The organism is Streptomyces sp. T12, assembly GCF_028736035.1.
Taxonomy (GTDB): Bacteria; Actinomycetota; Actinomycetes; order Streptomycetales; family Streptomycetaceae; genus Streptomyces.
In genome coordinates, this window is sequence record NZ_CP117866.1 from 11,048,477 (window position 1) to 11,072,587 (window position 24,111).

General features: G+C 71.7%; 23 protein-coding genes. 9 read left to right on the forward strand and 14 right to left on the reverse strand.

Annotation, left to right across the window (positions count from 1 at the left end; genetic code table 11):
- Window position 1: 1 nt before the first annotated feature.
- The 5 genes from PBV52_RS49470 to PBV52_RS49490 all read right to left on the reverse strand — a co-directional run bounded on the left by PBV52_RS49470 (window position 2) and on the right by PBV52_RS49490 (window position 3,796).
- Window positions 2-1,237 (reverse strand): DUF4032 domain-containing protein, encoded by a 1,236-nt coding sequence (locus PBV52_RS49470; RefSeq protein ID WP_274248765.1) that lies wholly within the window; start codon window positions 1,235-1,237, stop codon window positions 2-4.
- Window positions 1,238-1,278: 41 nt separating this feature from the next.
- Window positions 1,279-2,025, reverse strand: coding sequence for an MBL fold metallo-hydrolase (locus PBV52_RS49475; RefSeq protein ID WP_274248767.1), 747 nt, complete (start codon window positions 2,023-2,025; stop codon window positions 1,279-1,281).
- 49 nt (window positions 2,026-2,074) lie between these two features.
- Complete coding sequence (locus tag PBV52_RS49480) at window positions 2,075-2,425, reverse strand: hypothetical protein (protein WP_274248769.1); 351 nt, start codon at window positions 2,423-2,425, stop codon at window positions 2,075-2,077.
- A complete protein-coding gene (locus PBV52_RS49485) occupies window positions 2,422-2,817 on the reverse strand; it encodes a hypothetical protein (protein ID WP_274248771.1) in 396 nt (131 codons plus the stop codon). Before PBV52_RS49485 ends, PBV52_RS49480 begins: the two co-directional genes overlap by 4 nt.
- 337 nt (window positions 2,818-3,154) lie before the next feature.
- Window positions 3,155-3,796, reverse strand: a complete 642-nt coding sequence (locus tag PBV52_RS49490) for an alpha-ketoglutarate-dependent dioxygenase AlkB (protein WP_274248773.1) — start codon at window positions 3,794-3,796, stop codon at window positions 3,155-3,157.
- A 121-nt stretch (window positions 3,797-3,917) separates the two neighbouring features.
- Here PBV52_RS49490 and PBV52_RS49495 point away from each other — a divergent pair, with 121 nt between their 5' ends.
- Together PBV52_RS49495 and PBV52_RS49500 are read left to right on the forward strand one after the other, a co-directional pair.
- Window positions 3,918-4,544: a TetR/AcrR family transcriptional regulator gene (locus PBV52_RS49495; protein ID WP_274248775.1), complete on the forward strand. Its 627-nt coding sequence runs from the start codon at window positions 3,918-3,920 to the stop codon at window positions 4,542-4,544.
- A gap of 29 nt (window positions 4,545-4,573) precedes the next feature.
- Complete coding sequence (locus PBV52_RS49500; RefSeq protein ID WP_274248777.1) at window positions 4,574-6,247, forward strand: FAD-binding dehydrogenase; 1,674 nt, start codon at window positions 4,574-4,576, stop codon at window positions 6,245-6,247.
- Between the two features lie 40 nt (window positions 6,248-6,287).
- Here PBV52_RS49500 and PBV52_RS49505 read toward each other — a convergent pair whose 3' ends face one another.
- Complete coding sequence (locus PBV52_RS49505; protein ID WP_274248778.1) at window positions 6,288-6,638, reverse strand: DUF488 domain-containing protein; 351 nt, start codon at window positions 6,636-6,638, stop codon at window positions 6,288-6,290.
- A 158-nt stretch (window positions 6,639-6,796) separates the two neighbouring features.
- Here PBV52_RS49505 and PBV52_RS49510 point away from each other — a divergent pair, with 158 nt between their 5' ends.
- The 4 genes from PBV52_RS49510 to PBV52_RS49525 are packed head-to-tail and all read left to right on the forward strand — an operon-like array spanning window position 6,797 to window position 11,581.
- The gene (locus PBV52_RS49510; protein ID WP_274248780.1) at window positions 6,797-8,224 is read left to right on the forward strand and encodes a M1 family metallopeptidase; all 1,428 of its coding nucleotides are present in this window, start codon (window positions 6,797-6,799) and stop codon (window positions 8,222-8,224) included.
- Between the two features lie 41 nt (window positions 8,225-8,265).
- Window positions 8,266-9,036, forward strand: coding sequence for a L,D-transpeptidase family protein (locus PBV52_RS49515; protein ID WP_274248781.1), 771 nt, complete (start codon window positions 8,266-8,268; stop codon window positions 9,034-9,036).
- A gap of 29 nt (window positions 9,037-9,065) precedes the next feature.
- Window positions 9,066-9,761 (forward strand): response regulator transcription factor, encoded by a 696-nt coding sequence (locus PBV52_RS49520; protein WP_274248782.1) that lies wholly within the window; start codon window positions 9,066-9,068, stop codon window positions 9,759-9,761.
- On the forward strand, window positions 9,758-11,581 hold the full coding sequence (locus tag PBV52_RS49525; RefSeq protein WP_274248783.1) for a cell wall metabolism sensor histidine kinase WalK: 1,824 nt from the start codon (window positions 9,758-9,760) through the stop codon (window positions 11,579-11,581). The genes PBV52_RS49520 and PBV52_RS49525 overlap by 4 nt, the downstream gene beginning before the upstream one ends.
- Window positions 11,582-11,619: 38 nt before the next feature.
- Here PBV52_RS49525 and PBV52_RS49530 read toward each other — a convergent pair whose 3' ends face one another.
- Window positions 11,620-11,862: a WhiB family transcriptional regulator gene (locus tag PBV52_RS49530; protein ID WP_274248785.1), complete on the reverse strand. Its 243-nt coding sequence runs from the start codon at window positions 11,860-11,862 to the stop codon at window positions 11,620-11,622.
- 106 nt (window positions 11,863-11,968) lie between these two features.
- Window positions 11,969-13,186, reverse strand: a complete 1,218-nt coding sequence (locus PBV52_RS49535) for a saccharopine dehydrogenase family protein (protein WP_274248787.1) — start codon at window positions 13,184-13,186, stop codon at window positions 11,969-11,971.
- A gap of 153 nt (window positions 13,187-13,339) precedes the next feature.
- On the opposite strand from PBV52_RS49535, the gene PBV52_RS49540 reads away from it, so the two are divergent.
- On the forward strand, window positions 13,340-14,032 hold the full coding sequence (locus PBV52_RS49540; RefSeq protein WP_274249995.1) for a TetR/AcrR family transcriptional regulator: 693 nt from the start codon (window positions 13,340-13,342) through the stop codon (window positions 14,030-14,032).
- A gap of 120 nt (window positions 14,033-14,152) precedes the next feature.
- On the opposite strand, the gene PBV52_RS49545 is transcribed toward PBV52_RS49540, so the two are convergent.
- On the reverse strand, window positions 14,153-15,061 hold the full coding sequence (locus tag PBV52_RS49545) for a LysR family transcriptional regulator ArgP (protein ID WP_274248789.1): 909 nt from the start codon (window positions 15,059-15,061) through the stop codon (window positions 14,153-14,155).
- 66 nt (window positions 15,062-15,127) lie between these two features.
- Here PBV52_RS49545 and PBV52_RS49550 point away from each other — a divergent pair, with 66 nt between their 5' ends.
- Both PBV52_RS49550 and PBV52_RS49555 read left to right on the forward strand, forming a co-directional pair.
- On the forward strand, window positions 15,128-15,742 hold the full coding sequence (locus PBV52_RS49550) for a LysE/ArgO family amino acid transporter (RefSeq protein WP_274248791.1): 615 nt from the start codon (window positions 15,128-15,130) through the stop codon (window positions 15,740-15,742).
- A 78-nt stretch (window positions 15,743-15,820) separates the two neighbouring features.
- On the forward strand, window positions 15,821-17,128 hold the full coding sequence (locus tag PBV52_RS49555; RefSeq protein ID WP_274248793.1) for an MFS transporter: 1,308 nt from the start codon (window positions 15,821-15,823) through the stop codon (window positions 17,126-17,128).
- Between the two features lie 3 nt (window positions 17,129-17,131).
- Here the strand turns inward: PBV52_RS49555 and PBV52_RS49560 are convergent, their stop codons facing one another.
- The 5 genes from PBV52_RS49560 to PBV52_RS49580 form a co-directional block, all read right to left on the reverse strand.
- Window positions 17,132-17,587 (reverse strand): cyclic nucleotide-binding domain-containing protein, encoded by a 456-nt coding sequence (locus PBV52_RS49560; RefSeq protein ID WP_274248794.1) that lies wholly within the window; start codon window positions 17,585-17,587, stop codon window positions 17,132-17,134.
- Window positions 17,588-17,890: 303 nt separating this feature from the next.
- Complete coding sequence (locus PBV52_RS49565; RefSeq protein ID WP_274248796.1) at window positions 17,891-18,112, reverse strand: hypothetical protein; 222 nt, start codon at window positions 18,110-18,112, stop codon at window positions 17,891-17,893.
- A gap of 36 nt (window positions 18,113-18,148) precedes the next feature.
- Window positions 18,149-20,392: an FUSC family protein gene (locus tag PBV52_RS49570; protein ID WP_274248798.1), complete on the reverse strand. Its 2,244-nt coding sequence runs from the start codon at window positions 20,390-20,392 to the stop codon at window positions 18,149-18,151.
- 89 nt (window positions 20,393-20,481) lie between these two features.
- A complete protein-coding gene (locus PBV52_RS49575) occupies window positions 20,482-21,864 on the reverse strand; it encodes an NAD(P)/FAD-dependent oxidoreductase (RefSeq protein WP_274249996.1) in 1,383 nt (460 codons plus the stop codon).
- Between the two features lie 268 nt (window positions 21,865-22,132).
- A complete protein-coding gene (locus PBV52_RS49580; RefSeq protein WP_274248800.1) occupies window positions 22,133-24,040 on the reverse strand; it encodes a long-chain fatty acid--CoA ligase in 1,908 nt (635 codons plus the stop codon).
- Window positions 24,041-24,111: the final 71 nt, after the last annotated feature.

The following is a 24,111-nucleotide window of genomic DNA, read 5'->3' on the forward strand; positions in this document are numbered from 1 at the left end:
GTCAGTCGGACGCCGTCGGCTGCAGCGTCTCCCGGGCCGTGGGCAGGATGTTCTTGATGTAGTCCTCGACCACCGCGTCCAGACCGATGTCGTGCTGCGCCCGCTCGGACAGGTACCAGCGGTGTTCGAGCAGCTCGTGGTAGATCTCCGCCGGGTCCATCGAGCCGCGCAGCTCCAGCGGCACGGCCCGGACCGTGGGGCGGAAGACGTCCCGCACCCAGCGGTGGGCGAGCACCTCCGGGCGGGCGCCGAGCGGGTCGTCCGGGGCGTAGTCGTCCTGGGTGGCCATCCAGCTCTCCAGGTCGTTCAGGAGGCGCCGGGCCTGGTTCTCCTCGGCGTCCAGGCCCGTCAGACGCAGCAGCTGACGCTGGTGGTGGCCGGCGTCGACGACCTTGGGCACGAAGGTGACCGTGTCGCCGTTCGTGGCGTGCTCGATCTGCATCTCGGCCACGTCGAAACCGAGGTCGTTCAGGCGGCGTATGCGGCGCTCTATGTAGTGGTACTTGCCCGCCGGGTAGACCGAGGTGCGGGTCAGCTCCTGCCACAGGCTCTGGTAGCGGGCGCAGATCTCCATGCCGAACTCGATCGGGTCGACGGACGGGTGCAGCGCCCCGGACGCCTCCAGGTCGAGCAGCTCGCCGCTGATGTTGACCCGGGCGAGGTCGAGGTCGTAGTCGCGCTGGCCGGTGCTGAGCTGCGGGTGCAGATCGCCGGTCTCGGCGTCCACCAGGTACGCCGCGTAGGCGCCCGCGTCGCGCCGGAACAGCGTGTTGGACAGCGAGCAGTCGCCCCAGGCGAAACCGGCGAGGTGGAGGCGGACCAGCAGCACGGCCAGCGCGTCCATCAGCCGGTGCATGGTCGCCGGACGCATCGTCGTCTCGAACATCGAGCGGTACGGCTGCGAGCCGCCCAGGTGCCGGGTGACCAGCACCGGCTCCAGCGGGCCGCCGGCGGTGTCGGTGCGGCCGGTGACCACGGCCAGCGGATCCACCGACGGGATGCCGAGCCGGTCGAGGTCACGCAGCAACTCGTACTCGCGCAGTGCCGGGCGCTCGGCGAGCTCCTTGACCGCGATCACCTCGCTGCCGGCCCGGGCGTACCGCACGACGTGGCGGGAGATACCGCGCGGCAACGGGACCAGGACCTCCTCCGGCCACTCCTCCAGGGGCAGCTGCCAGGGCAGTTCCAGCAGGAGCGCGGGGTGCTCCGGGTTCGTCGCGCTGATCTGCAGTGCCATGGGCCGTTCGTCCTCGCCTCGCCGGTGATCGTCACCTCACCCTAAAGCGCGCGCTCCCGCGCCTGAAGAGCAGCTTCTCGCACCGACCCCCGGTGCACCGGCCCGTGTCCGGGCAGCAGCAGGTCGCCCTTGAGCCCTTCGAGCACGTCCAGCGAGGCCACGGCACGAGCCCGCTCGTGGTGGAACATGTCGGGCAGCAGCTGCGGTCCCTTGATCCGCGAGGTGGGGTGCCCGCTGACCAGGGCGTCGCCCGCGATCACCACACCGGCGTCGGGCAGGTGGTAGGCGCAGTGTCCGCCGGTGTGGCCGGGCGTGTGCACCGGGACGGGCCGGCCGGGCAGGTCGAGCGGGCCGTCCGACGGGAACGGCTCGGGGGAGGTGACCGGGACGTGCGCCGTGCCGCCGGAGCGGATCGCGTGGACCGCCCAGGGCAGGACGCCCGGCCGCCAGCCGTTCTTCAGGACCGTGCCGACGTTGACCTGGTGCAGGAACTCCCGGCGGGCGTGCGGCAGTTCGGCCTCGTGCAGGTATATGGGGGTGCCGTGGGTGGTGCGCAGGAACTCGGCGTTGCCCAGGTGGTCCGTGTGCGCGTGCGTGATCAGTACGGCGCTGACGGCCTCCGGCGAACTCCCCACCTCCGCGAGCGAGGCGAGGAGCCTGGCCCGGTCCCCGGGGTATCCGGTGTCGATCAGCGTGACCGCGTCCCCCTCGGTCAGGATCACCCAGTTGGTGTTGCTGCCGTGCACCAGGTAGGTGCCGTCCGCCACTTGCTGCACATCTGCCCGCATGATCGTCCCGCGTGGTGAGGTCCGTGCCCGACGGACACAGCAAAGCAGATCAGGAGGACGGTGCGACCGGCGGGTCGGTGCGCATCCCGAGCAGGAACCGCGTCACGCGCGTCCTGCGCACCAGGAACTCGTACACCGCGAGGATCACCGCCAGCGAACCGGTCACGATCATGACGTACTTGACCACGATCGGCGCCGACCAGCCCACCACGCCGTAGGCGAAGGCGACCACCACCGGCTGGTGCAGGACGTACAGCGGCAGGGCCGCGATCCCGAGGTACACCATCGCGCGCGACGGCGGCCGCCCTTCGTGTGGCCGACCCCCGCGCGGCCGGTCCAGCAGCCCGAGGATCGCCACGACCCAGCACCAGCCCGCCGCCCCGAACACCGCCCGGGTCACCAGCGCCAGCGGGCCCCACTCGGCGAGCGCAGCGAGATGGGGTCCCCCCGGCCGAAGGCTGGGGGAGGGTCGTCCAGGGCGAGGAACCCGGGCGCGGTCCCCGCGAAGAGGACGACCCCTGACACGCCCACCGGCACGGCGAGTCGGCGCAGCCCGGCACGCACGCGTGCGTCGTCGGCGAGGACGTAACCGAAGAGGAAGAACACCAGGTACGCCCAGCGGTTCCAGCCCGCGAAGCCCTCCTCCATGCCCAGGAAGGCGTTGATCGCGGCGAGCGGCAGGGCGGGCAGGAGGAGCAGGGCCGGGTGCCGCGCCACCGTCCGCCCGACGGGCTCCGTCCAGGCCGCGAGCGGCCTGGCGACCGGGGCGAGGAGCACTGGGGGAGCGGGCACAGGACGAGCGTCGCGAAGACCAGCGGGACGCCCAGGCGCCGCACCCCGAGCCCGGCGAGCACGGTAATGGCGTCGGTCGTCTCCGCGTTCTTGACGTAGAAGTCGTCGTCCGGTGAGAAGACGAGGGCGGAGTGGAAGAAGACCAGACCGAGGACGACGAAGATCCGCAGCGTGTCCGGCTCGCCGCGCCGGGGAGCGGTGGCCGGTACCTGCGTCCGAGCGCTCACCCGGACCAGTGTGGGGGCGCGGCAGGGCTTCGCCCAGAGGAAGGGCTGCCTCCGGCACCGTCCGCCGGAGGCAGCCCCCGCGTGCACCCGAGGCAGCCGCCTCCGAAGCCTCAGTGCACGCCGTGCGGACGGAACTGGACGCTGATACGCGGCCCCGCGGCGCGCGTGGTCTTCGGTACCGAGTGCTCCCAGGTCCGCTGACAGGAGCCGCCCATCACGATGAGGTCGCCGTGCCCCAGCGCACGGCGCACCGTCTCGCCGCCGCCCCGCACCGGGCGCAGCAGCAGATCCCGGGGCGCCCCCACGGAGAGGATCGCCACCATCGTGTCCTCGCGCGCACCCCGCCCGATCCGGTCCCCGTGCCAGGCGACACTGTCCCGGCCGTCGCGGTAGTAGCAGAGCCCGGCGGTGGTGAACGGCTCGCCCAGTTCCTCGGCGTAGTGCGCGGACAGCGCGTCGCGGGCCTGGGCGAGGACGGGATGCGGGAGTGCGCCGTCGGCGCCGTAGAAGGAGAGCAGCCGAGGTACGTCGACCACGTGGTCGTACATCGTCCGCCGCTCCGCACGCCAGGGAACCTCGGCGGCGAGCTGCGCGAACAGGACGTCGGCCCCGCTCAGCCAGCCGGGCAGGACGTCGATCCAGGCGCCGAGGCCGAGCAGGGTACGGCGGATCCCGGCGAGAGACCCGAGCCGCAGCTCGTCGGTCTGGTCGAAGAGGGAGCCCTGGAGATAGCCCTGGAGATGCGTGGCCATGGCTCCAGCGTACCCCTGATTCGAAAATGTGTTCCCATTAAATTTTCGACCGAGTTCCCGGCCTCCACTTCGGATACGTTCGTGTATCAGATACATTCGCGTATCGAACGGAGGTCGGGGCATGGCGGTGAAAGAAACGACCGGGCGCGTCACCAAGCGCCGCGTCCGCACGCGCGCCAACCTGCTCGACGCCGCGTTCGCCGTGTTCGCCGCCAAGGGGTTCGGCCGGGTCTCCATCGAGGAGGTCTGCGAGGCCGCCGGCTACAGCAGGGGCGCCTTCTACTCCAACTTCGACAGCCTGGACGAACTGTTCTTCGCCCTCTACCAGCAGCGCGCGGACCTGATCGCGGAGCAGGTGTCCGCAGCGCTCGCCCTCGACGGGCCGGACCTGGACGTGCCCGCCGCCGTGGACCGGGTCACCGAGGTGCTGCTCCTGGACCGCGACTGGCTGCTGGTGAAGACGGACTTCCTGGTCCATGCCGCGCGTGACCCGGATGTCGCGCAGAGCCTGCTGGAACATCGCGCGCGGCTGCGCGAGGCGATCGCCGACCGGCTCACCCGGGCGCGGGGGCACACCGAGCTGCCCGTCGTGCTCGGCGACATCGAGGGCGCCGCCCACGCGGTGGTCGCCGCCTACGACGGAGTCACCACCCAACTGCTGCTGGACCGGGACGTCGAGCGCGCTCGCGGCTGGCTCAAGCAACTGCTCACGGCGCTGCTCACCGACGGCAGCGACACCACCGAATAGCGCCACCATCGAAGGAAGGGACGGTCGCCATGGATGCCGACGTCATCGTCGTCGGAGCGGGACTCGCGGGCCTGGTCGCCGCGAGCGAACTGACCAGCCGGGGCCGCAGGGTCGCGCTGGTGGACCAGGAGAACGCGGCCAACCTCGGCGGGCAGGCGTTCTGGTCCTTCGGCGGGCTCTTCCTCGTCGACTCCCCGGAGCAACGGCGCCTGGGCATCAAGGACTCCCTCGACCTGGCCTGGAACGACTGGCGGGGCAGCGCCCGGTTCGACCGGGTGGACGACGAGGACTCCTGGGCGGTGCGCTGGGCACGCGCGTACGTCGAGTTCGCGGCCGGCGAGAAGCGGGCCTGGCTGGACGGACACGGCATCAAGTTCCTGCCCACGGTGGGCTGGGCGGAGCGCGGCGACCTGCGCGCCGACGGCCACGGCAACTCCGTGCCCCGGTTCCACATCGCCTGGGGCACCGGCACGGGCGTGGTGGAGCCGTTCGTCCGGTACGCCAAGCAGGCCGCGCGCGACGGCCTGCTCACCTTCTACCACCGGCACCAGGTCGACGAACTGGTCATCGAGGACGGCACCGCACGCGGCGTGCGCGGCACGGTCCTGGCCGACGACACCTCGCCCCGGGGCGTCGCCTCCAACCGCGACCGGGTCGGCGAGTTCGAGCTGACCGCCCAGGCCGTCGTCGTCACCACCGGCGGCATCGGCGCCAACCACGACATCGTCCGCCGCTACTGGCCCGAGCGGCTCGGCACCCCGCCCACCGAGATGGTCACCGGTGTCCCCGCCTACGTCGACGGGCGGATGCTCGACATCAGCGCGGAGGCGGGCGTACGCCTGGTCAACCGCGACCGCATGTGGCACTACACCGAGGGCCTGCAGAACTGGGACCCGATCTGGCCCGGCCACGGCATCCGCATCCTGCCCGGCCCGTCCTCGATGTGGTTCGACGCCCTCGGCCGCCGCCTGCCCGACCCGTGCCTGCCGGGCTACGACACCCTGGGCACCCTCAAGCACCTGCGCACCGACGCGGACATCGCCGGGTACGACCACTCCTGGTTCATCCTCAGCCAGAAGATCATCGAGAAGGAGTTCGCGCTGTCGGGCTCCGAGCAGAACCCCGACATCACCGCCAAGGACCGCGCCGGGTTCCTGAAGGAGCGGGTGCTCGGGAAGGGCGCCCCGGGGCCGGTGGCGGCGTTCCTGCGCAACGGCGCGGACTTCGTGACCGCCCCGAACCTGGAGCAACTGGTCGAGAAGATGAACCAGTTGACGGACAAGCCGCTCCTCGACGCGGAGGCCGTCCGGCGCCAGATCGAGGCCCGCGACCTGCAGATCGCCAACCCGTACAGCAAGGACTCGCAGGTCCAGGGCATCCGCAACGCCCGCCGCTACATCGGCGACCGCCTCGGCCGGGTCGCCACCCCGCACCGCATCCTCGACCCGGCGGCCGGCCCCCTCATCGGCGTCAAGCTGCACATCCTGACCCGCAAGACCCTCGGCGGCATCCAGACCGACCTCGACTCGCGCGCGCTCGCAGCCGACGGGACGCCCATCGACGGTCTGTACGCGGCCGGCGAGGTCGCCGGCTTCGGCGGCGGCGGCGTCCACGGCTACAACGCGCTGGAGGGCACCTTCCTCGGCGGCTGCCTCTTCTCGGGCCGCGCGGCGGGCCGGGCCGCGGCACGGCAGACGGCCTGACGGGGGCATACGGCCCGTCTCCTCGCCACGGAATCAGGCGTCACGCCTGAAGGAGACGGGCCAGCACGGCGGCGTGGCTCTGCTCGGGGGACTTCGACGAGGTCAGCAGGGTCACCTCACCCTTGCTCGCCAACTCCCGTACATGAACGAGGAGTTCGGCCGCCTCCGGCTCGGCCAGCTCCGCCTCGTAGCGGTCGGCGAACTCCTCGTACGACCTCTCGTCCGCGTGATACCAGTGGCGCAGCTCCGTCGACGGGGTGAGCCCCTTGGGCCACTCGTCCACGCGGGCCGCGTCCTTCGACAGACCGCGCGGCCACAGCCGGTCGACCAGGACGCGCACGCCGTCCTCCGGCTCGGGCGGTTCGTACACGCGGCGGACGCGAATGCTCACGATCGTGCCTTTCTCGGGCGAAGTCGTGCACGGAGCCTACTGCCGCGAACTCATATGGCCGTCGAAGCGACACAACCTGCCGCGAGTGAGGGGGGTTCGGGCGACCCCACGCCTAGGGTGAGGCCGTTGCCCACCCCCCCCACGTTGGAGGAGCACACGTGAAGCAGGCCATCGGAGAGCAGGCCACCAGACGCACGGCCGTCCTCCGCCGCGAAGCCGTGATCGTGACCGTCCCCCTCGCCCTGGCCGCGCTCCTCGCCACCGCCGGGCCCGCGTCGGCCGGACCCGTCGGCGAGGCCGGCGTGGGTGACCCGTACTTCCCCCTGGCCGGCAACGGCGGCTACCACGTCGGGCACTACGACCTGACCCTCCGCTACGACCCGACGAGCCGTCACCTCGACGGCAGGGCGGTTCTGACGGCCCGTGCCACCCGGTCCCTGACCCGCTTCGACCTCGACCTCAACGGCCTGAAGGTAACCGGACTCACCGTCGACCACCGCAAGGCCGCCTTCCGGCGCGACGGACAGGAACTCGTCGTCACCCCGCGCCGCGCCCTGCGCCAGGGCCAGGTGTTCAGCGTCGCGGTCAGCTACAACGGCACCCCCGGCCCGGTGACCGACCCGGACGGCACGGTCGACGGCTGGATCCCCACCGATGACGGCGCCTTCGTCGCCGGGGAGCCGCAGGGCGCCATGACCTGGTTCCCGGCCAACAACCACCCCAAGGACAAGTCGTCGTACGACTTCACGATCACCGTTCCCAAGGGCCGCACCGCCGTCGCCAACGGCGTCCTCCTGGGGCAGTGGACGACGAACGGCCTGACCACCTTCCGCTGGCACCAGCCCGAACCGATGGCCGCCTACCTCGCGACGGCGACCGTGGGGAGGTTCCAGGTCGAGCAGTACACCACCCCCGACGGCATCCGGGTCTACAACGCCGTCGACCCGCGCGAGGCCGCCGAGGCGGCACCCGTACTGAAGAAGCTGCCCTCCGTCCTGGAGTGGGCGAGCAAGCTCTTCGGGCCCTACCCGTACCGGGCCGCCGGTTCGATCGTGGACCGTGCCCCGGACGTCGGGTACGCGCTGGAGACCCAGACGCGTCCCGTGTACGACCGGGCGCCGGACCTCGCCACCCTCGTCCATGAGAGCGCCCACCAGTGGTTCGGCGACTCCGTGTCCCTGACCAGCTGGAAGGACATCTGGCTCAACGAGGGCTTCGCGACCTACGCCGACTGGCTCTACAGCGAGCAGCACGGCGGCGACAGCGCCCAGCAGACCTTCGACGCGCTGTACGCCCGCCCCGCCGACGACGTTCTGTGGGAGTTCCCGCCCGGCGACCCGGGCAGCGGTGCGAACATCTTCGGCGTCCCTGTCTACGCCCGCGGCGCGATGGCCCTGCACCGGCTCCGCACGACGGTCGGGGACCGCACGTTCTTCCGGATCCTGCGGACGTGGGCGGGCGAGCGCCGCGACGGCCACGGCACGACGGCGCAGTTCGTCCGGCTCGCGGAACGCGTGTCGGGCAAAGAGCTGGACGCGCTGTTCCGGACCTGGGTGTACGCCCCGGGGAAGCCGAACAAGCCGTAGACCCTGACGAGTTCCTCACAAGTGTCGGCCAAGGTCGAGTCATGATCACCGACCGACCTCGTGCCGCGCTGCTGGCCGCCTCCCTGTTGCTGACCGGATGCGGCGGGGGAGCCGTGGCGACACCGGCTCACAAGCCCGGCGCCGCCACGGCCCCGGCGGGCACGGATGTGCCGGGCGCGCCCACGACCGGCGCGCCCACGCCCGAGATGACGCCGCAGGCCGCCCCGCGGCGACTGCCCGGCCTGGGACCGCAGACCTGGGCCGAGGTGCCCACCGGGACCCGGCAGGCCGTCGTCGTCACCGGACGCGGCAGGAACTCCCCGCAGTCCACCGTCGTCCTGTACGAGCGCACCGAGGCCGGCTGGGAGGCCGGTGACAGCCGGCCCGCCCACAACGCCCTGCGCGGCTGGACCGACCACCACCGCGCCGGCGACCTGCGCTCACCCATCGGGGTGTTCACCCTCACGGACACCGGCGGCCTGCTCCGCGACCCCGGGACCAGGCTGCCGTACGACCACGGCCGCGGATTCACCGCCACCGGCACCGGCTTCGAGGGCGAGTCCCTCGCCGGCTCCTTCGACTTCGTGATCGCCATCAACTACAACCGCGCGCCCGGCACTTCGCCCCTGGACTGGACCCGCCCGCTGGGTGCGGGCCGAGGCGGCGGCATATGGCTGCACGTCGACCACGACGGTCCGACACAGGGCTGTGTCAGCATCGCGCGGGAGTACATGAGGGAGCTGCTGCGAAAGCTCGACCCCGACTTGCATCCCGTCGTCGTCATGGGCGACGCCACGTCGCTGGCCCGCTGAAAATCCCCCGACCGCTTAGGATCCGCCGCGTGTGCGCACATGTGCTGGTCGCCGAGGACGACGAGATGCAGGCCGAACTCATACGCCGCTCCCTGCTGTCGGAGGGCCACACCGCCACCGTGGTCCACGACGGGTCGGCCGCCCTCGACGCCGCCCGCAGGCTCAGGCCGGACCTCGTCGTCCTCGACCTGATGCTGCCCGTGATCGACGGGTTCGGGGTGTGCCGGGTGCTGCGCCGGGACGACGACATCCCCGTGCTGATGCTGACGGCGCGTTCGACCGAGGACGACGTACTGCTCGGCCTGGAACTCGGCGCCGACGACTACATGACCAAGCCGTACAGCCCTCGTGAGCTGATGGCCCGTATCCGCACGGTGCTGCGGCGCAGCGGGCGTGCCGCCGACCGGCGCGAGGAACCCGTCGTACGCGCGGCGGGCATCGCCGTCGACCCCGTACGGCACGAGGTCCGATGCGACGGGGCCGCCGTGGAGTGCACGCCGGCCGAGTTCGAGATCCTGCTCGCCATGGCCGCCGAGCCCGAACGGGTCTTCTCCCGGCGGCAGTTGCTGGAGTGCACCCGGGGCACCGACCGGGCCTCCACCGAACGGGCCGTCGACGTCCACATCATGAACCTGCGCAGGAAGATCGAGGCCGATCCGCGCAGGCCGGTGCGGCTGCTGACCGTGTTCGGCGTCGGATACAAGCTCAGCGGCGGCCGCGGATGAACCGGCGGGCACCGCTGCGCAAGCGCCTCCTGGTGCGGCTGCTGATCGCCACGGTGCTGATCGCCGTGTGCTCGGTCGCGGCGACCGCCTGGCTCGCGGTGGAGACCACCACCCGGGCGCTGCGGGAGGAACAGGGGCAGGTCCTCGCGGAGGACATGGACGTCCTCGCCCGCCTCAGCGGCTACGCGGCGACGCACCCCGAGTGGCGGGGAGTGCAGGACACCGTACGGGCGCTGTCCACACGCACGGGTCGCCGTATCGCCCTGACCACGACGGACCGCAGGACCATCGCCGACTCGGCCCCGCCCGGCACCTCCCTGCCGCCCCGCGCCGCCGCCACCGTCGACCCCCTGCACGTCGACACGTACACGGAGCGCGGAGCACAGCGCGGCGGCATCGATCCGCGTGTGGTGGGCCCGTACCGGGTGACCGGCGAGGAGCGGGCCAGGCTGGACAAGCTCGCCCTGATGCGGCAGAAGTGCTTCGCCCGCAACGGCTACGAGGCCGACGTCGTCCAGACGCCGAGCGGCCGCCCCGTCGTCACGGACCACGACGGACCCGTCGCGGGCGGCCATGTCCCCGACGAATGCGCCGACGGACTGCTCAGCGCCCCCACACCGACCGAGGAGAAGGCCCTCTCCGATCTGACCGCGCGCTCCCAGGCGTGCCTGGACAAGTACGGAACGAGTCCGGGCATGAACGAGTTCGTCGCGGTCGACGTGACCGAGCAACGCCTGGGCACCCGCTACCTCCTGGGCAAGGTCGGCAGGCCCGGCGACCGCGAGGCCGTACGTGAGGCGGAACGCTGTGTCGACGGGGCACGCCACGCCCAGCTCGACCCGTACGTCGCCCCCGTCGCCGAACTCTTCCTGGGGGGTGGGGACACCACCGCCGTCCGCTTCGACATGTCCCCGGCCAACAAGGCCAAGGTCGTCGGCGCCGCCGGGCTCGTGCTGGCGGTCACCGTGGCGGTGACCGCCGTCGTCGCCACCCGGCTCGTCCGGCCGCTGCGGGCGCTGACGCAGGCGGCACAGCAGCCGCCCGAGCTGCATGTGCGCGTCCCCGTCACCACCCGCGACGAGGCCGGCATCCTCGCCGCCGCCTTCAACGACCTGACCGAGCGGCGTGAGCGGCTGGAGGCCCAGCGCAAGGCGATGGTCAGCGACATCGCCCATGAACTGCGCAGCCCGCTCACCAACATCCGCGGCTGGCTGGAAGTCACCCGTGACGGCGTCGTCGCCCCCGACCCCGCCCTGCTCGCCTCGCTGCACGACGAGGCCCTCGTCCTCCAGCGCGTCATCGACGACCTCCAGGACCTCGCCGCCGCCGACGCCGGCACCCTGCGCCTGCACCGTGAGCCCGTCCGCGCCGACGAACTCCTCGACCAGGTGGCCGCCGCCCACCGGGTCGCCGCCGACACGGCGGGCGTCAGCCTGCGCACCACGGCCGACGGCACCCCCTGGCTGGACGCCGACCCCGTCCGCATGCGCCAGGCACTGGGCAACCTCGTCTCCAACGCCCTGCGCCACACGCCGGCCGACGGCACCGTCACGCTCACCGCCCGGTGGGACGGCGACGACGTGGTCCTCGAGGTCACCGACACGGGGGCCGGTATCGACCCCGAGGACCTGCCGTACGTCTTCGACCGGTTCTGGCGCGCGGAGAAGTCCCGCAGCCGACGTACCGGAGGCAGTGGGCTGGGCCTGCCGATCGTCCGGCACCTGGTCGCCGCGCACGGGGGAACCGTCGACGCGGTGAGCGAGCCCGGTGCCGGTTCCGTGTTCGCGCTGCGGTTGCCGGGAGCCGCGGCGCCCGACTGAGCCGGGTGGACGCGAGGCGTCTCGCACTGATCCGCCGGTTATCCGGTTCGCCGGGCCCGCCGCCGCAGCGCACGTCGCTCGTTCTCGCTCGTGCCGCCCCAGACCCCGATGTACTGCTCCGTGTCGAGCGCCCAGCGCAGACACTGCTCCTGGACCGAGCAGCGTCGGCAGACCGCCTTGGCCTGCTCCGTCTGCAGCAGCATCGGCCCGGATGTGCCGATCGGGTAGAAGAGGTCGGGGTCCTCATGGCGGCAGGCGGCGTGGTCTCGCCAGTCGTCCATCAAAGTCACCTGCGATCGTCGTACGTGCCCTCGGTGGATGCATTACTCGGTTTCGAGTCGCCTGTCGATGCGTGAGTGAAACCCCGTGGGACACCGGCGAATCCGGTCACTGTTCGCGCATGCCCCACGGGGAGCCGTACGCCGTCAGCAGATCCAGGAAGGGGCGGGCCGGGAAGGCCTCCGGGCCCAGCACGCCCGCGCCGGACCAGGCGCCGGTGGCGAGGAGTTCGAGGGCGACGACCGGGTTGACGGCGGTCTGCCACACCACGGCCTGGGAGCCGTACTCCGCCATGGACCACTGGTTGTCGACCACGTGGTAGAGGTACACCTCGCGCGGCTGGCCGTCCTTGACGCCCCGCACCCAGGTTCCCGCACAGGTCTTGCCGTGCATCCGCTCGCCCAGCGTCGCCGGGTCCGGCAGACACGCGGCGACGACGTCCCGGGGCGAGACCTGCACCGGCCCGGCGGCGCTCGGCACGGTCACCGGCTCGGTGCGGTCCAGGCCCAGCAGGTGCAGCGTCTTGAGCGTACGGATGAACTCCTCGCCCAGGCCGTACTTGAAGGTCACCCGGCGCGCGTCGAGCCAGCGCGGCACCAGGAGCACCTCCTCGTGCTCCACGTTCACGCACTCGACCGGGCCGATCCCCTCGGGGAAGTCGAACACCTCGGGCTCGCTGAAGGGCTCGGTGGTGAACCAGCCGCGGCCGTTCTCGTGGACCACCGGCGGATTGAGGCACTCCTCGATCGTCGTCCAGATGCTGAAGGACGGCGCGAAGTCGTAGCCGTCGACGGTGAGATTCGCGCCGTCGCGGACGCCGATCTCCTCGATCTCGTCGAAGAGTTCGTCGGCCGCGTGCCGGGCGAAGACGTCCGACAGGCCCGGCTCCACGCCCATGCCTACGAGCGCCAGGGCGCCCGCCTTCTCCCAGTCGGCCGCCTGCTCGAACTGGGCGTCGCCCAGCTTGACCCCGCACTCCTCGTACGGCCTGTCCGGATGCGGCTTCGACAGCGACATCGCCATGTCGACATACGTGGCATCGGCCGTGCGCGCGGCCCGGAACAGCGGCATCACGAACCGCGGGTCGGTGGCGTTGAGGAGCACGTCGCACGCGTGCCGCTCCAGCAGCGCGGCCACCGCCGCCTCGTCGCTCGCGTCGACGCGCTCGGCCCGGAACCGGGCGTCGCCGCCGAGCGCCGCCACGGCCGCCTCGGCACGCGCCAGGTCGTAGTCGGCGACCACCATCGCCTCGAAGAACGGACGCCGGGCCGCGATCCGGGTGACGGCGGTACCCACCCCGCCGGCTCCCACGAGCAGTACACGCATGACAAGACTCCCTCGGCTGAAGGTCTGGAAGTTCTAGAAAGTCTGGAAGGTCTGGAAGGTCTACGACGTGGTGGGGCCCCGCCGGAGATACAACGCCGCCCGTTCACGTAAGGTCAATGGCGTTGGCATAAGGGTGGAAGGATGGAGGTCATGGTGCCGAAACCGGTCGTTCCGGAAGAGAAGCGGCGCCGACGTCGTCCCACGAAGAGCGGCACCGTGCTCTCGGAGCGGCTGATCGTCGAGACGGCGCTGCGTATGCTGCGCGAACACGGCAGCGCCGGCCTCACCGCGCGCCGCCTCGGCCTGGCCCTCGACGCCGACCCCAGCACGCTGTACCGGTACTTCCGCGGCATGGACGAGCTGACCCTCGCCATCGGCGACGCCCTCATCGGCCAGGCGCTGGACGGCTGGGAGCCGACGGGGGAGTGGCGGGCCGACCTGCGCGCCGTCGGGCTGCGCATCCACGCCGCGTACGTCGCCCACCCGCAGGCCGCCGCGCTGACGACGAGCCGGGTCACCGGCCGGGCCAACGAACTCGCCGCCGACGAGGCCGTGTTGGACATCCTGCGCACCGCCGGTTTCCCGCTGCCGGACACCGTGCGCATCTACCACGCCTTCATCGACCAGACGCTGGCCTTCGCCGCGCTCGACGCGGCGTCGCTGGCGCTGCCGAGTGAGTCGCTGCGCGCTGACGAGGACGTGTGGCGCTCCACGTATGGCCGGTTGCCGCGTGCCGCCTATCCGCGGATCGCCGAGGCGGCGCCGCTGCTGGCCACCCGGATGGTGAACAGCGCTTATCCGACGGCGCTGGAGATGCTGTTGGACAGTGCCGCGGCCCAGCTGTAGCCCTCGCAGACAGTGCCACGCTGTGCCGTCGATCGTCTGCCGGCTCGGCGTGGCTGGTCGCGCAGTTCCCCGCGCCCCTTAGGGCGTTGCAGTACCGCCGGCAGAATCTGTCCGACCTGCTCAGCCTCGCAACGCCTCGGCCGCCGTCGCCGTCACGGCCTCCGTGACCGCGACCAACGCCGGAGAATCCAGCTTCCACTGCTGCCAGTACAGCGGAACGTCGACCGGTCGCTCCGGGGCCAGCTGCACCAGGCGGCCGTCCTTCAGGAGCGGCTCCGCCTGGGCCTCGGGGATCATGCCCCAGCCCATTCCCGCGGTCACGGCCGACAGGAAGCCCTCCGAGGTGGGGATGTAGTGCCGTACGGCACTCGCGCCGGTGCGGCTGCGCCGGAGCCTGCGGACGAAGGTGTCCTGGAGATCGTCACTGCGGTCGAAGGTCATCACCGGCGCCTGAACCAGTGCGTCGCGCAGCGCGCCGCCGAAGTGCCGCTCGGCGAACTGCGGGCTCGCCGCGGCCAGATAGCGCAGCCTGCCCAGCGCACGCACGGAACACCCCGCCACGGCATCCGGTGACGAGGTCACCGCCGCCATGACCAGGCCCTCCCGCAGCATCGACGCCGTACGGCTCTCGTCCTCCCGCCGCAGCTCGAAGCTGAGCCGTGGCTCCTGAGGCACGCGCGTGAGGGCCGCCAGGAACCAGGTCGCCAGCGAGTCGGCGTTGACCGCGATCGACACCCGGGTCGCCTCCCCGGCCACGCTCATGCCGAGCTCGGCCCGCGCATCGCGCTCCAGCCGCGCCAGCTGGCGGGCGAACCGGACGACGACCTCGCCCGACTCGGTCGGCCGCACCGGCTTGGTCCGCACCAGCAGCACCCGCCCCGTGCGCTGCTCCAGCGCCTTCACGCGCTGGCTCACCGCCGACGGCGTCACATGCAGCGCGGCGGCGGCCGCGTCGAAGGTGCCCTCGTCCACCACCGCGAGCAGCGTCCGCACCTGGTCGAGGGGAAGCTCGGTCAGCTCAGTCTTCACGAGAGCTAATGATACGTAAGAATCTTTAGCTGTACTTGCAGTGATCGCTTCCTTAGCGTCGATGCCATGACCAACGCCCTCACCACCGCGGCCGCCGGATTCGGCACCGGCCTCTCCCTGATCGTCGCCATCGGCGCCCAGAACGCCTTCGTCCTGCGCCAGGGGATCCGGCGCGACGCGGTCCTCGCCGTCGTCGGCATCTGCGCCCTGTCCGACGCGCTGCTCATCACCCTGGGCGTGGCCGGCGTCGGCGCGGTGGTCGTGGCGTGGCCCGGCGTGCTGACGGCGGTCGCCTGGGTCGGCGGGGCGTTCCTGCTCTGCTACGGCGCTCTCGCCGCTCGCCGGGTGTTCCGGCCGAGCGGCGCCCTGCTGACCGACGGCGACGCGGCGGGGTCACGGCGCCGGGCGGTGCTGACCTGCCTCGCGATGACCTGGCTCAATCCGCACGTCTACCTCGACACCGTCTTCCTGCTCGGCACGGTCGCCGCCGACCGCGGCCCGATGCGCTGGACGTTCGGCCTCGGTGCCGCACTCGCCAGCCTGTGCTGGTTCGCCGCCCTCGGTTTCGGGGCGCGGCTGCTGAGCCGTCACCTCGCCAAGCCTGTGGCCTGGCGCGTGCTGGACGGACTGGTGGCCGCGACGATGATCGCTCTGAGTGTCAGCCTGATCGCCGGAAGCTGAGACACGGACCCCAACTCCCTCCCGGTGCTGCGATAGTGATCCCGGACGAGAAAGATGTAACGAGCATCCAGGAAGCCCGTGGACACCAGCGAGAGCAGTACCGAACCACAGGAGAAGAACCCCTCTTCGGTGCCGCCCCAGCGGCGCGGCTGGCGCCGCTGGGCCATGGACACCCGGCCGCTGCGCCGCCCCGCCTACCGCCGCCTGTGGTCCTCGACCATCGTCACGGCCGTCGGCAGCCAGCTCACCGCGGTCGCCGTGCCCAAGCAGATCTACGACATCACCGGCTCCTCTGCCTGGGTCGGCGCCGCGAGCCTCGCCGGACTGCTGCCGCTCGTGGTGTTCGCCCTGTGGGGCGGGGCGATCGCCGACAGCATGGACCGGCGCAAACTGCTGCTGATCACCAACAGCGGCATCGCCGTCACCTCGGTGCTGTTCTGGCTCCAGGCCGTCACGGGCCTTGCGTCGGTGACCGCGCTGATGGTGCTGCTCGCCGTGCAGCAGGCGTTCTGGGGGCTCAACGCCCCGGCCCGCAACGCCTCCATCGCCCGTCTGGTGCCCGCCGGCGAACTGCCCGCTGCGAACGCCCTCGGCTCGACCGTCATGCAGACCGGCCAGGTGGTCGGACCGCTGCTGGCCGGCGTGCTCATACCCGTCATCGGCCTGGCCGAGCTGTACCTCATCGACGCGCTGGCCCTGTGCGTCACGGTCTGGGCGGTCGTCCGGCTGCCCGCCCTGCCGCCCCTGGCGGGCGCGACGACCACCACGAAGCGGCGCGCGGGTGTGCGCGAGATCGCGGAGGGCTTCCGCTACATAGCCCTGCACAAGGTGCTGTTGCTGTCCTTCCTCGCCGACGTCGTCGCGATGGTCTTCGGCATGCCCCGCGCCCTCTTCCCGCAACTCGCGAGCCAGACCTACGCGTCGTACGGCGAAGGGCTCGCGCTCGGCCTGCTGTTCGCGGCGATCCCGGTCGGCGCGGTGGCCGGCGGGCTGTTCTCCGGCACGTTCTCCCGGGCTCGCCGGCACGGCTGGATGGTGATCGGCGCGGTCGTCGCCTGGGGCGCTGCGATCACCGGCTTCGGGCTGAGCGGCAGCCTGTGGCTCGCGGTGATGTTCCTGGCCCTCGCCGGAGTCGCCGACATGGTCTCGATGGTCTTCCGCGGGGCGATCCTGCTGTCCGCCGCCAGTGACGAGATGCGCGGGCGGATGCAGGGCGTCTTCACGGTCGTCGTCGCGGGCGGCCCGCGCCTCGCCGACGTCCTGCACGGCACGGCGGGCTCGGCCTTCGGCGCACGCACGGCGACCGTCGGCGGCGGGCTGCTGGTGGTCGCCGTCATGCTGGGCCTGGCCGCCGCGCTGCCCGCCCTGCGCCGCTACCGCGTCTGACGCTCAGAGCACACTGCGCCGGTGCTGCCCGTACTGCTCCATCAGCTTGCCCCGGGTCATCTCCAGCCGGTGCGCGAGGATTTCGGCGACATGCCGCACCAACGACATCCCGAGCCCCGGATCCTCCTCGCAGAGCCGCAGCACCGCCGCCGCCTCGAACTCGTAGGCACGCACGGGGCTGAAGGCCTCCGCGCCGAAGTCCCACTGGTACGGCGGGAACAGCCAGGACCAGCCGAGCAGATCGCCGGCGCCCAGGCTGGCGACGGTCACCCGCTGGATCGACGTCACCCGCTGGTCGAGGGAGACGGCGCCGGAGCGGATGACCCAGAAGCGGTCGGCCGTGCCGCCCGCCTCGAAGATCCGGGCGTCCTCCGGGAAGGAGACCTCCCGGGCCAGCGACATCAGGCGCTCACGCTGAGGTGGCGGAAGGGCCGCCAGCAATTTGATCGCTTTGGTCATGACACGGGGCTCCTCACCGGCGACTGAGGTTCCGGGGCTTTCCCTGGATCCATTTCAGCTGCTGCCGCCGCGCTGAGCACCTCGGCGGAGGGCGGTTTCGACCGGGAGTCTGCGCGCGAAGGCCGCCGAGGGCATGAAGAAGCCCTGGCTGGACGGGGGAGACCAGCCAGGGCCGTAGGTGGTGGTGCGCGGAGGACGGATACGGTCGACCCCGTGACCACGTATGTATGAACCGTAAACCATCTAGGGGGATTCTGCGTAACCGAAACCGGGTTGCGTGACCGGTTTCACTTCGATCCATGTTCAGGGCCGCTCGGCGTGCTTGCCCGGAGTCAGGATCTCCTCCAGCACGGTGACCACGGCCTCGTAGGCCAGGGTCCGTACGGCGGCGTCGCGGGCCCCGTCGGGGTCGGCCGACCGCAGCTGCTCGCTCCTGGCCCGCCACGTCCGCTCTTCCTGCCGGGCACAGGCCCTGGCGCGCTGCATGCGCCGCATCAGTTCGTCTGAGTCCACGACATCGGTCATGTCATCCGCGTACCCCGGTATCGGCCCGATGAGCAGTCATCCGTCCGATGCTTTCACCGGCACCCCCAGCGGACGGGCCAGACCGGCCACACCTTCGTCGAGACGCTGCAGATGCCGCAGGACACGGTCGGTGACCCGGCCGTAGCGCGGTGCGCCGGGGGCGGCCGGTCCGAGGAGCGAGGCGATGCTCGGGCCGGTCTCGATCCGGGCCGTGGAGTGTTCGTCGGTGACATGGGAGCCGATCGCCTCGATGTTGTGCGCGATGCGCCCCGCGGCCCGGCGCAGCCGGGGGTCCGCCGCGATCGAGGGATGGGTGGGCAGCAGCTCGGCGGTCGCGGCCAGGGCACGTGCGTGGTACGCGCATGTCTCCAGCAGCGCGACGACGTAGCGCGCGGTCTCCCGGCGGGCCCGCAGGGGCGTGACCGGATGCGTGAGGGGCTGGGTGGCGGCACGCAGATCGGCCAGCGCCTGGTCGAGGTCGCGCGCCTGGTCGAGCAGGTCGACGGGGGGCCCGCCGCTGAGCTGCTCGACGGCGCTGCGGGTGACCTCGCCGAGCCGTTCCAGGACCGTGGCGAGGAGTTCGTTCGTCCGGCGGTCCGTCTGTACCGGCAGGACCAGTGCGGCCGCGATCACCCCGCAGGCCGCGCCGAGCGCCGTCTCCTCGATGCGCAGCACGAGCACCGAGAGGCTGTAGGTGTGCAGCAGGGTGTAGAGCAGCCCGAGTGCCGCGGTGACGAAGAACGACACCAGCGTGTAGGACAGCGGTGCCGAGTAGAACATCGCGAAGACGAACAGCAGCACCAGCGCGAACGCCGTCCAGGTGTGGCGTCCGACGGCACCCGCCAGCACGATCCCGGCCAGAACGCCGAGCACGGTGCCCAGCAGGCGGCGGTAGCCCTTGACCAGGATCTCGCCCGTGGACGCGGTGTTGAGGAACACGATCCAGCAGGTCAGCACCGCCCAGTACCAGCGGTCCCGGGACAGCAGCTCGCCGCCCACCATGGCCAGCGTCGACCCGACGGCCACCTGCACGGCGGCACGTGTGGTGGGCCGCCGCAGCCCGGTGGGCTTCTCCTCGGCGTCCTCCGCGTCGGCGTTGAGCACGGCGTCCTCCGCGTCCAGTTCCTCGCGCGAACGGGCCGTGGCCGGGGTGTCGTCCGACTCGTCCTGGGGTCCGCCGAGGGCGATCCGCAGCCCGAGGACAGCGCGGGCGGCCTCGCCGACGGCCCGGAAGACGTCCTGCACGGCGGGGGAGGCGTCGGGCAGGTTCTCCTCGTCGCGGTAGCCGAGGAGCCGGTTGCGGACGCGGGACAGCGCGGTTCCGGTGGCCTGGCCGACCGGACGCAGGACGAGCAGGCGCAGCGCCTGGAGGTCACGTCGCAGCGCGACGGTCCCCTCGTCCCGTACGGGTAGTCGGCCGCCCGAGGGGAAGGGCGCTCCCGGCAGATGCAGGGCCAGCGTGTCCGCCCGCTCGGCGCCGCGTGCGGCGAGCAGCGACAGCCCCAGCCGCTCGGCGGCGATCTCGGCGTCCGCGACGCGCCGTTGGACGAGCCGGGCCACGGCCTCGTCCGCGGTCCCGTCCGCCAGCCGGCCCTGGATCAGCAGCGCCGTCTCATGCAGACGCGCCGTGCCCTCGCGCACGCGCTCCAGCGCCCGGTCCGCCTCGTCGGGACCGGCGTCCAGCAGGTCGAGCTGCGCGGACAGCAGCTGGGCCAGCCGGGCGCGGAAGGCCCCGCGCAGCCGATCGAGCACCCCCGTCGGCGTCTCGGGGACGACGGCGAAACGCACCAGCGCGCTGCACACGAAGGCCACGGCGACCGCACCGTACAGCTCGGGCAGACCGGAGACGGTGGCGCCGACGAACAGGGACACGAAGTAGATCTGGAAGCCGATCAGGCCGAGCGCGGTGCCGCGGTCGCCGAACCTGCGGCCGTAGACGGCACAGAAGATGAGCGCGACGAAGACGAGGTCACCGGCCACGACACGGCTGTGCAGAGCCGCGGCCAGCGTCATGGACGCCAGTGCCACCGGCAGGCCCAGGGCGAGCGTGACGGCCTGCTGTCCGCGCTGCTTCTCCCGGATAGCGAAGGTGGCGACCATCGCCGCCAGGGCCCCCGCCACCAGGTGGGTCACATCGGTGCCGAGCAGGGCGAGCACGGCGACCGCGAGGGCGATCGCGCCCGCCGTGCGCAGCCCTGCGGTCAGCCGCAGCAGTCCGGGGTCCGACGCCGCGACACGGTCACGCAGTCGCGCCCGCACCGGCCGTCCCACTGCCCTCACGCCGCCGTACTCTCTCCTACTCTCTCCCCGTTCACACCACGAACCGCGGCCCGGCCGAGGCCGTCACCTCACCCGTCCGTCCCCTCGGGTCACCCATCCGTCCCCTCGGCGCCGTCCTCCCCGGTGACCTGCGCCCGCAGCTGCTCCGGCGTCAGATACGCGTGCGCGAACTCGAAGTCCTTCAGCTTGGCCGGACTGCGTGACTGGAACCCGGTGCGTACGAAATCGTCCCCGGCGACGGCGTTGAGCAGCCAGTTCGTCATGACGCGGGTCTTGGCGACGTTGGTGCGCAGCGCCGACCAGTGGTAGCCGCGGGCGACGGCGAGGGCGGGCAGGCCCTTCAGTTCGACGCCGAGGGGCTTGGAGACGGCGTCGCGGCCGCCGAGGTCGACGACCAGGCCGAGATCCTTGTGCTTGTACGGCCGCAGCGGCCGGTTGCGCAGGGCCGCGATGACGTTGTCGGCGACGACCTTGCCCTGGCGCATGGCGTGCTGGGCGGTGGGTGGGCAGACGGCGCCCTCCTCCTCCTTCGCCACGTCGGGCACCGCGGCGGCGTCGCCGAGGGCGAACACACCGTCGTGGCCCGGCAGGTTCATCTCGGCCGTGACCGCGAGCCGTCCCCGGATCGTCTCCGCGCCGAGCGTGCCGATGAGCGGGCTGGCGACGACGCCGGCGGTCCAGATCAGGGTCCGGGTGGGGACGACGCGGCCGTCGGTGAAGGTGACCTCGTCGGGACCCGCCTTCGCGATGGACACGCCCAGGGAGATCTCGATGCCCCGCTTGCGCAGGATCTCCTGGGCGTCACTGCCGAGCTTCTCGCCGAGCTCGGGCATCAGCCTCGGCGCGATGTCGATCAGGTGCCACCTGATCAGCTTCGGGTCGAGCCGCGGATAGCGCTTGACCGCGTTGTGCGTCAGCTGCTGCAGGCACGCGGCGGTCTCGGTGCCCGCGTAACCGCCGCCGACCACCACGAACTGCAGCCGTGCGGCGCGCTCGGCCGGATCGTGGCTGGCGTCGGCGAGGTCCAGCTGGGAGATGACGTGGTCGCGGAGGTAGGCGGCCTCCGCGAGCGTCTTCATGCCATACCCGTGGTCGGTGAGCCCCGGGATGTCGAAGGTGCGGGTGATGCTCCCGGGTGCCAGCACGATGTAGTCGTACGGCTCGTTGACGACCTCGTCGGTGATGGTGCGGATGACGCAGGTCTTGGCCGCGAGATCCACGCCGATGGCGCCGCCCGGGATGATCCGGGTGCGGTACTTGCGGCTGCGACGCAGGGACACGGCGATCGACTGGGGCGTCAGGACGCCGGAGGCGACCTGAGGAAGAAGTGGCAGGTAGAGCTGGTAGGAGGACGGCGTCACCAAGGTGATCTCGGCTTCGTCCGGGGAGAGTTTGCGTTCCAGTCGGCGAACGCAGCCGACTCCGGCGAAGCCTGCCCCAACCACCAGGATCCTGGGTCGTGTCACGGTGATGTTCCCTTCTGCGGCTCCAGGCGGTCTGCCTCGACGTCGTTCGCCTGCCCCTGGACCGCTGCTTCGCACGCATCGATCCCACCGCGCCGCCGGTCGTTCCGCCAGCCGGGTGCGGCAGGCAGATGAACCCGTCGACAGCCACCCTGCCCCAACCGGCGCGGGAGCACACCGGTTCGGAAGCGAAAGACATGTTCGCGTGATCTTTTGACGGGTGATTGGTATGGACCTGTCGCCCTGGTTGCGAGTAGGCGCCCTCAGCGCTCAGCGCTCAGCCGAAGACGTTGTCCGCGTCGTCCCAGTGCGCCAGCTCGTCCACCACGTGTTCCCGGGGCGTACGCGAGCGGGCCTGGTACATCGCGTCGATCTGCAGTGCGTGGTGCCGCACGATCGCGTCCCGGCGCAGCTTCATCGACGGCGTCAGCAAGCCGCTGGCCACGTCGAAGGGCTCCGGCAGCACCCGGAACACGCGGATGGATTCCGAGCGGGACACCGCGCTGTTGGCGGCGGCCACGGCACGGGCGAGCTCCTCCCGCAGCGCGTTCTCCTCCCGGGCCTCCCGGATCCGCGCGTCGCTGCGCACCGCGAGGGACTCGCGCCAGTACGCCAGGAAGTCCGGGTCCAGGGTGATCAGGGCGCCGACGCAGGGCCGGTTGTCGCCCACGACCACCGCCTGATGGATCATCGGATGCTGCCTCAGGCGCTGCTCCAGGAGCGCCGGGGAGACGCTCTTGCCGCTGCTCGTGATGATGACGTCCTTCTTGCGCCCGGTGATCGTCAGGTAGCCGTCGGAGTCCAGCCGCCCCAGGTCTCCGGTGGCCAGCCAGCCGCCGCGCAGCGCCGCCCGCGTCGAGGCGTCGTCGTTGACGTAGCCCTGGAACACCGAGGGCCCCCGCACCAGGATCTCCCCGTCGTCGGCCACCCGGATGTCCACGCCCGGCAGGGCCTGTCCGACCGTCCCCGACATCTCCCGGCCCACCGGCTGCGCTGTCACCCCGCCGGAGGTCTCGGTGAGGCCGTAGGCGTCGTTCACGTAGATGCCGATGCCCTCGTAGAACAAGGAGAGTTCACGGTTCAGGGGCGAACCGCCGGACGTCGCCCGGCACACCCTGCCGCCCAGCGCGGCCCGCAGCTTGCGGTACACCGTCCGCTCGTACAGGGCGTGTTGCAGCCGCAGATCGAAACCGGGCCCGGGGCCGCCGCCCAGCCGCTGCCGTTCCAGCGCCGCCGCGAAGTCCCGTGCCGTGTCGGCGGCCCGCTCGAACAGCGCGCCGCGGCCCGTCTGTTGGGCCGCGCGCAGGAAGTTCTTGTAGATCTTCTCGAAGATCGACGGCACAGCGCAGAACCAGGTCGGTCGGAAGGTGCGCAGCGCCGACGACAGCGCGGCCTCGTTCAGGTCGGGCTCGTGCCCCATCAGCATTCCGCCGCGGATGCACATTGCCTGCACCAGGAGGCCGTACACATGGGAGAAGGGCAGGAAGGCGAGTACCGAGCCCTGCTGCTCGCCGGGCGGGATCACTGTGTGGCCCCAGCCCGCGAGGAGTGTGTCGCAGGGGCTCGCCAGGCCGCGGTGGCTCAGCGCGCAGCCCAGGGGACGGCCCGTCGTGCCGGAGGTGTACATGACGGCTGCGGTGGAGTCCGGCAGCACGATGCGGCGCAGCGACTCGACCGTGGTGAGCGGAATGAACTCGCCCCGCTCCACGAGCTGCTGCAGCCCTCCCGCGTCCAGCTGCCAGACATGGCGCAGCTGCGGCAGCGAGCCGCACACGGAGCCGACCGTCATGATCGCCTGCTCGTCCTCGACGACGACGGCCACGCACTCGGCGTCCCGCAGGATCCACTCGACCTGGTCGCGCGACGCCGTCGGATAGATCGGGACCACCTCGGCGCCCACCGTCCAGAGCGCGTAGCTGAGCACCGTCCACTCGTAACGCGTGCGCGCCATGACGGCCACGCGGTGGCCCGGCGAGATCCCGGACGCGATCAGCCCCTTGGCCAGATCGGTCACCTCGTCGCGCAGTTCCGCGGCGGTCACCTCCTCCCAGGTGGTGGAGGAGGGATCGGGGCGGCGCGCGAGTAACGGCAGTGTGGGATCGAGGGCCGCCGTCTCGAAGACGCTGTCGGCGAGCCCGCCGGTCAGGGGCGTGACGGTCGGGGGAGCGAGGCCGAGATCGCGCATGCGCTGCTCCTGGTGCGTACCGGGTGTGACGTCACCGATGAGTTCTGTTATCGGCGCTGCCCGAATCTAGC